The organism is Nocardioides litoris, from assembly GCF_006346315.1.
GTDB classification, from domain to species: domain Bacteria; phylum Actinomycetota; class Actinomycetes; order Propionibacteriales; family Nocardioidaceae; genus Nocardioides; species Nocardioides litoris.
Map to the genome: position 1 here is coordinate 729,870 of NZ_VDMR01000001.1, position 12,388 is coordinate 742,257.

Annotated in this window: 11 protein-coding genes and 2 tRNA genes; 10 read left to right on the forward strand and 3 right to left on the reverse strand. The window is 74.1% G+C overall.

Features of this window, described 5'->3' with window-relative positions; translation table 11 throughout:
* Positions 1-8: 8 nt before the first annotated feature.
* The 3 genes from FJQ57_RS03630 to FJQ57_RS03640 are packed head-to-tail and all read left to right on the forward strand — an operon-like array spanning position 9 to position 3,478.
* Positions 9-893, forward strand: a complete 885-nt coding sequence (locus FJQ57_RS03630; protein ID WP_139977843.1) for an MOSC domain-containing protein — start codon at positions 9-11, stop codon at positions 891-893.
* Positions 894-903: 10 nt separating this feature from the next.
* Positions 904-2,697, forward strand: coding sequence for a methionine--tRNA ligase (metG, locus tag FJQ57_RS03635; RefSeq protein ID WP_139977844.1), 1,794 nt, complete (start codon positions 904-906; stop codon positions 2,695-2,697).
* 16 nt (positions 2,698-2,713) lie between these two features.
* Positions 2,714-3,478, forward strand: a complete 765-nt coding sequence (locus FJQ57_RS03640) for a DUF3626 domain-containing protein (RefSeq protein ID WP_246081570.1) — start codon at positions 2,714-2,716, stop codon at positions 3,476-3,478.
* A gap of 511 nt (positions 3,479-3,989) precedes the next feature.
* Here FJQ57_RS03640 and FJQ57_RS03645 read toward each other — a convergent pair.
* Together FJQ57_RS03645 and FJQ57_RS03650 are read right to left on the reverse strand one after the other, a co-directional pair.
* Positions 3,990-5,276, reverse strand: coding sequence for an HNH endonuclease signature motif containing protein (locus FJQ57_RS03645; protein WP_139977846.1), 1,287 nt, complete (start codon positions 5,274-5,276; stop codon positions 3,990-3,992).
* Positions 5,277-5,383: 107 nt separating this feature from the next.
* Entirely contained in the window at positions 5,384-5,653 is a 270-nt protein-coding gene (locus FJQ57_RS03650; RefSeq protein ID WP_139977847.1) for a putative quinol monooxygenase, read from the reverse strand.
* Positions 5,654-5,728: 75 nt separating this feature from the next.
* Between FJQ57_RS03650 and FJQ57_RS03655 the strand changes: the two genes are divergently transcribed.
* Positions 5,729-6,643 (forward strand): alpha/beta hydrolase fold domain-containing protein, encoded by a 915-nt coding sequence (locus tag FJQ57_RS03655; RefSeq protein WP_139977848.1) that lies wholly within the window; start codon positions 5,729-5,731, stop codon positions 6,641-6,643.
* Here FJQ57_RS03655 and FJQ57_RS03660 read toward each other — a convergent pair.
* Positions 6,631-7,947 carry a gluzincin family metallopeptidase gene (locus FJQ57_RS03660; RefSeq protein WP_139977849.1) on the reverse strand — a complete coding sequence of 439 codons (1,317 nt, stop codon included), beginning with the start codon at positions 7,945-7,947 and terminating at the stop codon, positions 6,631-6,633. The genes FJQ57_RS03655 and FJQ57_RS03660 overlap by 13 nt on opposite strands.
* Positions 7,948-8,003: 56 nt before the next feature.
* On the opposite strand from FJQ57_RS03660, the gene FJQ57_RS03665 reads away from it, so the two are divergent.
* From FJQ57_RS03665 to tig, 6 genes are all read left to right on the forward strand, one after another.
* Entirely contained in the window at positions 8,004-8,516 is a 513-nt protein-coding gene (locus tag FJQ57_RS03665; protein ID WP_139977850.1) for a ribose-5-phosphate isomerase, read from the forward strand.
* Between the two features lie 16 nt (positions 8,517-8,532).
* Entirely contained in the window at positions 8,533-9,387 is an 855-nt protein-coding gene (locus FJQ57_RS03670) for an Fpg/Nei family DNA glycosylase (RefSeq protein ID WP_139977851.1), read from the forward strand.
* 34 nt (positions 9,388-9,421) lie between these two features.
* On the forward strand, positions 9,422-10,528 hold the full coding sequence (locus tag FJQ57_RS03675) for a PP2C family protein-serine/threonine phosphatase (RefSeq protein ID WP_246081571.1): 1,107 nt from the start codon (positions 9,422-9,424) through the stop codon (positions 10,526-10,528).
* Between the two features lie 75 nt (positions 10,529-10,603).
* Positions 10,604-10,677: transfer RNA gene (locus FJQ57_RS03680), tRNA-Gly, on the forward strand.
* Between the two features lie 47 nt (positions 10,678-10,724).
* Positions 10,725-10,797 (forward strand) — tRNA-Pro (locus FJQ57_RS03685).
* A 67-nt stretch (positions 10,798-10,864) separates the two neighbouring features.
* The gene (tig, locus tag FJQ57_RS03690; RefSeq protein WP_139977852.1) at positions 10,865-12,334 is read left to right on the forward strand and encodes a trigger factor; all 1,470 of its coding nucleotides are present in this window, start codon (positions 10,865-10,867) and stop codon (positions 12,332-12,334) included.
* Positions 12,335-12,388: the final 54 nt, after the last annotated feature.

A 12,388-nucleotide genomic window follows, 5' to 3' on the forward strand; every position in this document is an offset into this window, starting at 1 on the left:
CTGGGCCGGTGCCGGCGACCCTGACGCGCATCACGCGCTTCCCGCTGAAGTCCGCACGTGGCGAGGACCTCGCCGAGGGCGTCGTCGAGCCGCAGGGGCTCGCGGGTGACCGGCGCTGGATGCTCGTCGACGCCGGCGGCAAGGCGGTCACGGCCCGGCAGGTGCCGCGGCTCGTGCTCCTCCACCCGGTGATCACCGCGACCGGCCTGCGGGTCACCGCGCCCGGTGCCGACCGGCCGCTCCTCGTCGCTCGCCCCGACGGTGCCGAGCAGGTGCCGGTGCGGGTCTTCTCCTCCTCGTTCACCGCCGCCCCGGCCGGGCCCGAGGCCGACGCGTGGTCCAGCGCGGCGCTCGGGGTCGACGTACGGCTGGTGCACCTGGACGACCCGGCCCGGCGCCCCACCAGCCCCGACTTCTCCGAGGCCGGCGACCGCGTCTCGCTCGCCGACGGCTACCCGCTGCTGATCGCCACCGAGGCGTCCCTGGCCGCGCTCAACGACGAGGTGCTGGCTGCCGCCCCGACCGGCCGCGACCCGCTGCCGATGGACCGGTTCCGCCCCAACGTCGTCGTGGCCGGCGTCCCGGCCTGGTCGGAGGACGACTGGCGCGTCGTACGCATCGGCGAGGCGGTGTTCCGCGCGGTCAAGGGCTGCGCCCGCTGCGTGCTGACCACGGTCGACCCCGAGACCGGGGAGAAGGAGCGCGAGCCGCTGGCCAGCCTGGCCCGCATCCGCCGGTACGACGGCAAGACCTGGTTCGGGGTCAACCTGGTGCCCGACACGCCGGGTGCCGTCGTCCGGCTCGGCGACGAGGTCGAGGTGCTCGAGGCCGCGCCGCCCGGGGCGGGGCCGCTGCGCGTGCCCACCCGGAACGCGGTGGCGGAGGCTCACTAGCCTTGCGGGCATGACCCACGTCCTGTCCGCCCCCGCCTGGCCCTACGCCAACGGCCCGCGCCACATCGGCCACGTCGCCGGCTTCGCGCTGCCCGCCGACGTCTTCAGCCGCTACTCCCGGATGGCCGGACACGACGTGCTGATGGTCTCCGGCTCCGACGAGCACGGCACGCCGATCCTCATCGCCGCCGACGAGGCCGGGCTGACCCCCCAGGAGCTCGCCGACCGCAACCACCGGTTGATCGTCGAGGACCTGGTCTCGCTCGGCTGCAGCTACGACCTCTACACCCGCACCACCGGCGGCAACCACCACGCGGTGGTGCAGGAGCTGTTCACCGGGGTCTACGAGAACGGCTACTTCGTCGAGCAGACGACGTACGGCGCCATCTCGCCGTCGACCGGACGCACCCTGCCCGACCGCTACATCGAGGGCACCTGCCCGATCTGCGGGTACGACGGCGCCCGCGGCGACCAGTGCGACAACTGCGGCAACCAGCTCGACCCGGCGGACCTGAAGAACCCGGTCTCGCGCATCAACGGCGAGACGCCGGAGTTCCGCGAGACCCAGCACTTCTTCCTCGACCTGCCCGCCCTGGCCGAGGCGCTGGGGGCCTACCTCGACGAGCGCGAGGCCACCGGGCTCTGGCGGCCCAACGTCATCCGCTTCAGCCAGAACATCCTCAAGGAGATCCGCCCGCGCGCGATGACGCGCGACATCGACTGGGGCATCGCCGTCCCGCTCGACGGCTGGCGCGACGACCCGGCCAAGAAGCTGTACGTGTGGTTCGACGCGGTGATCGGCTACCTCTCGGCCTCGATCGAGTGGGCCCGTCGCCAGGGTCGGCCCGAGGCGTGGCGGGACTGGTGGAACGACCCCGCGGCCCGCACCTACTACTTCATGGGCAAGGACAACATCGTCTTCCACGCCCAGATCTGGCCGGCCGAGCTGCTGGCCTACAACGGCCAGGGCAGCAAGGGCGGCGAGCAGCACCGGCTCGGCGTGCTCAACCTGCCCACCGAGGTCGTGTCCTCGGAGTTCCTGACCATGGAGGGCAAGAAGTTCTCCTCCTCCAAGAACGTCGTCATCTACGTGCGCGACCTGCTCAGCCGCTACCAGCCCGACGCGTTCCGCTACTTCGTGGCCGCCGCCGGCCCGGAGAACCAGGACAGCGACTTCACGTGGTCGGAGTTCGTGCGGCGCACCAACGACGAGCTCGTCGCCGGCTGGGGCAACCTGGTCAACCGCACCGCGAGCCTGATCGCCAAGAACTTCGGCGAGATCCCGCCCGCGGGCGTGCTCACCGACGACGACGAGCGGGTGCTCGCCGTCGCCGAGCAGGCGTTCACGGTCGTCGGCGACCTGCTCGGCCGGCACCGGCAGAAGCAGGCCATCGGCGAGGCCATGCGTGCCGTGGCCGAGGTCAACAAGTACGTCTCCGACACCGAGCCGTGGAAGCTCAAGGGCGACGACCAGCGCGAGCGCCTGGGCACCGTGCTCCACGTGGTCGCCCAGTGCGTCGCCGACCTCAACCTGGTGCTCGCGCCGTTCCTGCCGCACTCGGCCAACGCCGTCGACGCCGCGTTCGGCGGCGCGGGCGACGTGGCCCCGATGCCGCGCATCGACGACGTCGACGACCTGGAGGGCGGGCCGGGCTACCCCGTCATCACCGGCGACTACACCGACGTCCCCGCCTGGCGCCGTCGCCCGATCGAGGTCGGCACCCCGGTCGGCAAGCCCACGCCCGTGTTCACCAAGCTCGACACCGCGGTCGTCGAGGAGGAGCTCGAGCGGCTGGGTCTCTGAGGTCGTGCGACCCGCGGTGACCCTCCAGCTCCACCCCGACCGGGTGGGGCGACCGGGCGCCGACGGGCTGGTCCTGGAGGCGATCGCCCGCGACGGCACCTACCGGTCGCAGTTCGAGACCGGCACGTCCAACGGCGGGCTGACCGCCCATCCCGGCGGCGACCGGTGGCGGTGGGAGAGCCGGCTCTTCGACGGGCGGTACGACGACCGGCCGGCGTCCGCCCGCCCCGTCTACGGCGCCTGGAACCGCCGTGCCGACCCGTACGGCGGCGCGGTCCGCTTCGGCTCGGCCCACCTGCGGCTGCGCGACCACGTGGTGGGGCGGACGACGTTCTGCTTCCCCGACTCGGTCCTCGAGCCCACCGACCACGGCGGCCCCGACCTCCTCCCGCACCTGTGCGACCTCGCCGACGCCGCGGCCGCGGCGGGCCTGGACGACCTGGACGACTACGTCGAGGCGCACGTGCACGGCGGCGTCCGGGTCGCCGACGACGTCGAGGCGGTCGTCCTCGACCCCTGCTTCCGCGACGGCCCGGTGCACGAGGCCGCAGACCGCCTCGGCTGCGCGGTCGAGTGGCACCCCGGCTTCCGGGTCGCCACGGCCGACCTGCCCGAGGACTACCGCGGGCCGGCGCCCCTCGCCCTCGCCCGCTCTCTCGGCGCCGTGCTCGACCCCGCCGTCCTCGGCGCCGCCGCCCGGACCGGCGACCACGACCCGCAGGTCCTGAAGCAGACCTGGCACCTCCTCGCCCGCTTCGGCCGTCGACCGCACGTCGGCTGAGGGGCCCCGGTCGGCAGGGGTCGGCCTGGACGGTGGTCGAGGAGGGACGGAGTCCCGTCTTGAGGCCACGTGGCCCGCAGCGGTGGGGCGGGTCTCGAGACAGGCCGCCGGGAGGCCTTGCCCCGCCACCGTGGGGTGCGGCCGGGCGTGCCGGAGGGTCCCACGCGCTGACGGGGGTCGGGCCGGACGGTGGTCGAGGAGGGACGGAGTCCCGTCTCGAGGCCACGTGGCCCGCAGCGGTGGGGTGCGGCCGGGCGTGCCGGGTGGTCCCGCGCGCTGACGGGGGTCGGGCCGGACGGTGGTCGAGGAGGGACGGAGTCCCGTCTCGAGGCCACGTGGCCCGCAGCGGTGGGGCGGGTCTCTAGGCAGGCCGCCGGGCGGCCTTGCCTCGCCACCGTGGGGTGCGGTGTGAGACGGGCCGCCACCCGGCGTGCCGGCCACGGCGGGGAGCGGTCGGTACGTGCCGGTGGCCCCGCGAACCGGATGGTGGCCGGGGTGTGGGGCTCGGTGGTCAGGGCTCCGCGCTGCGGTCGACGGTGTGCGTCGCGCCGGCGGGGGAGCGCCACGCGAACACGCCAGGTCTGAGTTGCTGGTAGGTCCAGGCCGAGTGGGTCTTGGCGCGATGGTGCGTCCGGCAGAGCCGGGCGAGGTTGCTGGACCTGGTCTCGCCGCCTGAGTCGTAGGCGCGGATGTGGTCACGGTCGGTGCGACGGCGGTTGCAGTAGGGGAACACGCAGCGCCGGTCGCGGAGGTCGACCTGCTCGGCCAGGCGCGGTGACGGCGTGTAGCCGCTGCTGGCGTGGTCGGCGGCGAGGTCGATGACGGGCCGGACATGGGCCTCGGCGGCCAGCCAGGCCGCGACCCGCTCAGCGAGGGCCTGAGCGGCGGCGGGGTCGCCGCCGGGGAGGTCGACGACCGGCTTGATGGTGACCGTCGTGCCGGGTGCGCGGCACCATGCTGCGAGGTGCTCGGCCGTGATCGTGGTGCCAGCGGTCTCGATGAGGTCGGAGTCCGAGCGCAGGTGCGCGTAGACAGTCACGCCACGACCGGGAGGCATCTCGAGGTCGAGGACGAGCTGTGCGCGGGCGATCTCGCCCACCGCGAGGGCCCGACGGGCGTCCCAGGACTCCGTCGACCCGAGGTCGCCGAGCTGTGCCGCGACGCCGGCGACCGCTGTGTCGAGGTCGACCGCGTCGGCCAGGTCGAGCGTCCCCGTCACCTCGACCGTGCCGTCGATCGAGCGGACGTGGTCGAGGTGGACGTCGAACCGCCGGTGCTCCAACGCCGCCAACCGCCGGCGCTCCACCTCCTCGGGACAGTGCGCGGCCAGCGCGGAGGCGACGGTGCGCTCGACCTGCGCGAACGTGCAGGAGTGCGCCGTCGGCGCCAGCGCCCGGTCCACCTCTGCCGCACCCGCGGGCGGGAGCTGCTGGGTCTGCTCAGCGATCCGGAACGCCTTCCACACCGGCACCTCCAACCCGACGACCCGGGCCCACAGGCGGGGCAGGCGGTGGCGCAGCTCGAGCGCGTTGCCGACGTACGCAGCGCACGAGTCGGGGGAGCGGCCGAGGACGCAGGCCAGGTCGTGGGTGTCGAACTCGCTGACCCACGGACACCCCGGCCCGCCGAGCTGCAGACCGGGCGTCATGGTGTGGATCGACGCCTCGGCCTCGGACACCTCGTGAGCTGTGCACCAGTCGAGCACCGCGACCAGCTCGCTCACCTCCACACGCCGCTTCTCGCGGTGCGCATCGGCCACGGCGGCGAGGGCCGGTTCGAGGAGGCGGCTGCTGGTCATGTGATCAGACTAGACGCGACCACCGACAATTATCGACGATGTGTTCGATGCCGTGGATCCTCCTCGACCCCCGGTAGGGGCCAGTGCGGGTGCTTCCTCGACGGCCGTCAGGGGACCTCGTGCTCGCCGACGTCGGCTGCGAGGATCGTGGCCTGCTGGTCGCCGGACGGCCCGGAGCCGCGGAAGGCCTCGAGCTCGGCCCGCGAGGCCCACCGCTCCAGGACGTTGACGCGGCCGGGATCGACGAGGTCGGCGCCGAGCGCGAAGTCGAGGCAGCCGGGGGCGGCGCGGGCGAGGCGGACGACCTCGACGCACCCGGCGAGGTAGGCGGTGCGAGCAGCGGGATCGACGAGGAGGTGGCCGGCGACGATGAGCATGCCGGTCAGACTGCGGTGCTGGCCACGACTCATCGCCGAGTAGCGTCGCGGGCAGCCCCGAACCCGAGGAGAGCCGTGGGCCTCTACCCCGACGCCCGCGCCGCCGTCGCGGCGTCCGCCGACGACGTGCCGGTGCACGACCCCCGCTTCGACGTGGCCGCGGCGCGCGCCGAGGGGCGGGCGCAGGCGGCGCAGGAGCCGCGCGAGGACGTCGCAGAGGTGGCCGACGTCGACCTCGGCGGCGTCCCGTGCCGCCGCTACCGTCCCGCCGGCGCCCGTCCCGGCACGGTGGTCCACCTGCACGGGGGTGGCTTCGTGCTCAACGACGTCGAGGTGCACGACGCCGCGGCCCGGCGGCTGGCCGACCGGGCCGGCCGAGCCGTCGTCTCGGTCGACTACCGGCTCGCGCCCGAGCACCCCTACCCGGCTGCCGTCCACGACGTCGACGCGGTCGTCGCCGCGCTCGGGTCCGGCGAGCCGGTGGTCCTGCACGGCGACAGCGCGGGCGCCAACCTCGCCCTCGGGGCCGCGCTGCGGCACCCGGGCCGCTTCGTCGGCCTGGCGCTGACCTACCCGTTCCTCGACCCCGCCGCCGCGGGCGCCTCCCACCGCACCGAGACCGACGGCCTCGGCGCCGCGGAGGTCGCGTGGTACTGGCGCCAGTACGCCGGCGATGCGCCCGACCTCGCCGACCCCGACCTCGCGCCCCTCGCGGCGACCGACGAGGCGCTGGCCGGCCTGCCGACGACCCTGGTCGCCACCGCCGAGCACGACCCGGCGCGCGACGAGGGCGAGCTGCTGGCGGCCCGGCTGGCCGAGGCCGGGGTGCGGGTGAGCGCGACGAGGTGGCTCGGGCAGCCCCACGGCTTCTGGCGCCACCCCCGGGCGTACGCCGCCTCGGCGCCCCTCACCGGGCTGCTGGCGGCCTTCCTCGACGACGCCCTGGCCGGTGCCCCGGTGAGCCTCGAGCCCGGCGCTCAACCCTCGTAGAGGCTCTCGACCAGGTCGAAGGACTCGCGCGCCAGCTCGTCGGGCACCAGGCCGTAGACCTCGCGCAGGACGGCGCGCACGCGGCCCTGGCCGTAGGGCTGGTCGGCGCGCTCGAAGGCGTCCATGAGGTCGTAGAAGCGGTCGAGCCCGTAGGTCTGCACGAGGTGCTCGACGCAGGCCTCGGCGAGCAGGTAGTCCAGGGACGGCTGGTCGCCCCACCGCGACTGCGGGGTGAGCTCGACCGGCCGCGCGGCCAGCTCGTCGCGCAGGTCGTCGGTGGTGGCCACGGAGGTGGCGAGGAGGCCGGGGTAGTAGGCGACGTACTCGGCGATGCCCTCGGCGACCCACAGCGGCAACGAGCGGCCGTACCCGTCGAGGAGGAAGTGCACGAGCTCGTGGCGCATGGTGCGGTCGCTGTCGACGAGCAGGTCGACGTCGTCGGGGTTGGCCTTGACCACCCCGACCGCGACCCCGCGGGAGCGCTCGCCGAGGCGGGTGCGCGACAACGCGTCGTAGGAGATCGCGGCCGCCTCCTCGGCGGACCCCTTGGCCACGGGGACGGCCTCGCCGTTGGTGGTGGCGTCGAGCAGCAGCGAGCGGTCCTCGGGCTGGCCGAGCACCTCGGCGACGTCGTCGAGGGCGGACCGGGCGGTGTCGAGGACGGCCTCGGGCCCGACGTCGGCGCCCTGATCGGTCAGCACCAGCACCCGGTCGTCGCGCGCGACCTCGAGCCGTCCGCCGTACCAGGGCCGGGTGCCGGGGAGTGCCCGCTCGGCACCGACCAGCCACTGCCCGTCGCGGTCGACGAAGGTGACGCCGACCTCGTTGGAGACCGGCTTGTCGGTGATGCCCGCGAGCTGCACGTGCTCCCACACCACCGGCCGCAAGGTGCGGTCGTCGCCGCGGACGTCGGCCGGGGGCCGGACGGTCCGGGTGAGGCCGAAGGCGAGGCGGTCGACCGGGAGCCGCTGGAGGTTGTCGAAGTAGGCCAGCTGGCTGCGCCGCAGCCGCTTGGCGCCCGGGTCGAGGGTCGCCAGGAACCCCGCGCGGTCGCCGGTGCGCAGCGTCCGGGCCCGCCGGTCGAGCAGTGCCTCGATGGCGTCGACGTCGGACTCGGTGATCGCGTCGGGGTCGGCCACCGACGTCGGCGGCTCGTCGGGCCCGCCGAGGGCACCGAGGCCGTCGACGACCGAGCAGCCGGAGGCGAGCGTCGTCGCGGACCCCAGCACGAGCAGCGCGGCCAGCCTGGCCAGCCCGGCCGGCACCGTCGCGGCGCGTCGCCACGGCCCCCGAGGTGTCTGCACGCGCACAGGGTAGGTGGCCCGAGGCCTGCCGGAGACGTTCTGCCAGACTCGCCGCCATGCGCGTGCACCTGGGCAGCGACCACGCCGGCCTCGAGCTCAAGGACCACCTCGCCCGCTGGCTCCTCGACCACGGCTACGAGCCGGTCGACCACGGCCCGTTCGTCCACGACGCCCTCGACGACTACCCCGTCTTCTGCCTCCGCGCGGCCGAGGCCGTGGTGCGCGAGCAGGCCGAGGGCCGCGACAGCCTGGGCGTCGTGATCGGCGGGTCCGGCAACGGCGAGCAGATCGCGGCCAACAAGGTCGAGGGCGTCCGCTCCGCGCTGGCCTGGTCGGAGGAGACCGCCGCGCTGGCCCGCCAGCACAACGACGCCAACGTCGTCTCGGTCGGCGGCCGGATGCACCCGATCGACGACATGGTCCGGTTCGTCGAGGTCTTCCTGACCACCGACTTCAGCGGCGACGAGCGGCACGTGCGCCGCATCGGCCAGCTCTCGACGTACGAGACGGGCGGGGGTCTGCCCCCGCTGCCCGACTCCGCCCGCGTGCCGCAGAACCCCGACGCCTGACCGCGGAGCGCCCGCGATGCCCGAGGGCCACACCCTCCACCGCCTGGCCCGTGACCTCACCGTCGCCTTCGGCGGCAGCGCGGTCGCGATCAGCAGCCCGCAGGGCCGGTTCGCCGACGGCGCCGCCCAGCTCGACGGCTCGGTGCTCGAGGACGCCGAGGCCTGGGGCAAGCAGCTGTTCGTCCGGTTCGGCGGCGACCGCTTCGTGCACGTGCACCTCGGCCTCATCGGCACCTTCGCCGTGCACCGCGACGTCGACGCCGTGCCCGACCCGGTCGGCGCCGTCCGGCTGCGCATCGCCCGGCCCGCCGGACCGACCGGCCCCGCGGCGTACGCCGACCTGCGCGGCGCCATCACCTGCGCACTCGTCACCGCCGCCGAGCGCGACGCCGTCGTGGCCCGCTCCGGGCCCGACCCGCTGCGCCCCGACGCCGACCCGGGCCGGGCCTGGGACCGCATCCGGCGCAGCCGCAAGCCCATCGGTGCGCTGCTCATGGACCAGCGCGTCCTGGCCGGCGTCGGCAACGTCTACCGCGCCGAGCTGCTCTTCCGGCACCGCCTGCACCCGCTGCGCCCCGGCAGCACCCTGCGGGTCTCGCAGTGGCAGACGATGTGGGACGACCTGGTCGAGCTGATGGCCGACGGCGTGCTCACCGGCCGCATCGACACCGTGCGCCCCGAGCACACCCCCGAGGCCATGGGGCGCGAGGCCCGCCGCGACGACCACGGCGGCGAGGTGTACGTCTACCGGCGCACCGGCCAGCCGTGCCACGTGTGCGGCCGCACGGTCCGCACCGCCGAGCTCGAGGGACGCAACCTGTTCTGGTGCTCGCGCTGCCAGCCCGTGTTCCGCTCGCGCGCCGTAGGGTGACCCTCGCTCCCCCCGACCACCCCCGAGGTCTTCTGTGACCAGCGCTCCCCAGCCGCTGCCGCGCGCGCCGCGCACCCCGCCGCTGCAGCGCGCCCTGACCCGGGTCCGGCGACCGCTGGAGTCGCTCGAGACGCGGGTGGCGATCGGCCTGGCGGTGTTCTCGGTGACCGTGGCCGTGCTCGTCTCCTACTACCCCGACCGCACGCCGTTCACGACGCTCGTGCTGCCGGTCGTGCTCGGCAGCATCCTGCTCGGGCCCCGCACCCTGCCCTGGTTCGTGGTGCTCAGCGTCGCGCTGCTCAGCTACTGCCTGACCCAGCAGGACCAGATCACCCCGCGCACGGTCGGCGCCGCCGCCGTGCAGTACGCCGTCGCGCTGGTCGTCCTGGCCAGCAGCTTCCGCCGCACGCGGCTCGGCGTCGCCGGGCTGCGGGGCGAGACGATGTTCGTCGACCTGCGCGACCGGATCCTGCGGCAGGGCACGCTGCCCGACCTGCCGGAGCCGTGGCTGGTCGAGTCGTCGCTGCGCTCGGCCGGCGGCACGGCGTTCGCCGGTGACTTCGTGGTCGCGGCCCGCAGCCCCGACCGGACCACGCTGCAGGTCGGGCTCGTCGACGTCTCGGGCAAGGGGGAGGAGGCCGGCACCCGGGCGCTGCTGCTCTCCGGCGCCTTCGGCGGCCTCCTCGGTGCGGTGCCGCCCGCGGAGTTCCTGCCCGCCTGCAACACCTACCTCATGCGTCAGGACTGGGAGGAGGGGTTCGCCACCGCCGCCCACCTGTGGCTCGACCTCGTCGGGGGGCGCTTCGAGGTCCGCACGGCCGGCCACCCGCCGGTGGTGCTGCGCACGGCCGGCGACGGGCAGTGGCGCCGGCTCGACAGCGGCGGCCCGGTCATCGGCCTGGTCGACGAGGTCGACTACCACCACGCCGAGGGCGTCCTGGGGGCCGGCGACGCGCTGCTGCTCTACACCGACGGCATGGTCGAGGAGCCGCGGCACGACATCGAGGTCGGCATCGACCGGCTGGTGGGGGAGGCCGAGGCGGCCCTGCTGCGCGGGCCGGAGGGCACGGCCGAACAACTGACCACGCTGGTCGGTTCGCGCAACGACGACCGCGCCGTCGTGCTGGTGCACCGGCGCTGACCGCTCACGAGGCGTTTGGCCCTGGCCACCGCCCCTGTGGGAGACTCCCGGGTGGTGCGGGCCTGGCCCGTGCACGCGGATGTAGCTCAATGGTAGAGCCCCAGTCTTCCAAACTGGCCACGCGGGTTCGATTCCCGTCATCCGCTCCAGGCAGGCCCCGCGGTGCACCCGACGCCGCGCGCAGGGGGCTGCTTGGCGGGGCGTAGCGTAGTGGCTAGCGCGCCTGCTTTGGGAGCAGGAGATCGCAGGTTCGAGTCCTGTCGCCCCGACCGTCCGCCCGACAGATCGAACGACACCCACCGGCCACCGGCGTGGCCACGCTGAAGGAGAACACCTGTGAAGAGCGCCGTCGAGACGCTGAGCCCCACCCGGGTCAAGCTCACCGTCGAGGTTCCCTTCGACGAGCTCAAGCCGAGCCTCGATGCGGCCTACCAGCAGATCGCCAAGCAGATCAACGTGCCCGGCTTCCGCCGCGGCAAGGTGCCCCCGATGGTCATCGACCGCCAGGTCGGGCGCGGCGCCGTCCTCGAGCAGGCGATCAACGACACCCTGCCGACCAAGTACCGCGAGGCCCTCGAGGCCAACGACCTGACCCCGATCGCACAGCCCGAGATCGACGGCCTCGAGATCGGCGACGACGAGGGCTTCGGGTTCACCGTCGAGGTCGACGTCAAGCCGGAGATCGAGCTGCCGTCGTACGAGGGGCTGACCGCCGAGGTCGCCGACGTCGAGATCACCGACGCCGACGTCGACGAGCAGGTCGAGGCGCTGCGCGAGCGGTTCGCGACGCTCAACGACGTCGAGCGCCCCGCCGCCGACGGTGACTTCGTCGTCATCGACCTCAAGGCCACCCAGGACGGCGAGGTCGTCGACGGGGCCGAGGTCACCGGCATGTCCTACAAGGTCGGCCGCGGCGGCATGATCGAGGGCCTCGACGAGGCGCTCGTCGGCCTCTCGGCCGGCGACGACACCACCTTCGACAGCGAGCTGGTCGGCGGCGACCTCGTCGGCCAGGCCGTCCAGGTCAACGTCACCGTCACCCAGGTCCAGGAGCAGGAGCTCCCCGAGCTCGACGACGAGTTCGCCCAGATGGCCTCGGAGTTCGACACCATCGAGGACCTCGTCGCCGACGTGCGCGAGCGCCTGGGCCGCGGCAAGCGGCTCGAGCAGGCCGCCGAGGCCCGCGACGCCGTCCTGGAGTCGCTGCTCGACAAGGTCGAGGTCCCGCTGCCCGAGTCGATGGTCGCCGAGGAGCTCACCGCCCGTCGCCAGAACGTCGAGCAGCAGCTCGCCATGGCCGGCATCACGATGGAGAAGTACCTCGAGGACGAGGAGCAGACCGTCGAGGAGTTCGAGGCCGACCTCGAGCGCCGCGTCCGCGACGCCGTCGCCGCGCAGTTCCTCCTCGACGAGATCGCCAAGAAGGAGGAGTTCGGCATCGACCAGGCCGAGCTCTCCCAGCACCTCGTCCGGCGCGCCCAGCAGTCCGGCCAGGACCCGCAGGAGTTCGCCAACCACATGTTCGAGCACAACCACATCCCCGACCTCGTGCAGGAGATCCTGCGCGGCAAGGCGCTGGCGGTCGTGGTCGAGTCGGCGACGGTCACCGACGCCTCCGGCAACGTGGTCGAGCTGAAGAACCTTCGCCCCGACGGCACCATCGGTGAGCCCGAGGACGAGGCCGCCGAGGCCGCCACCGACGAGCCCACCGACGAGCCCACCGACGAGGCCACCGACGAGGCCACCGACGAGGCCACCGACGAGGCTGCCGACGAGGCTGCCGACGAGGGCACCGAGAAGGACTGAGGCCACGAGGCCCGGTCGTCGTGCGCGGCGGCCGGGCCCCGTCGTCATCTCCTA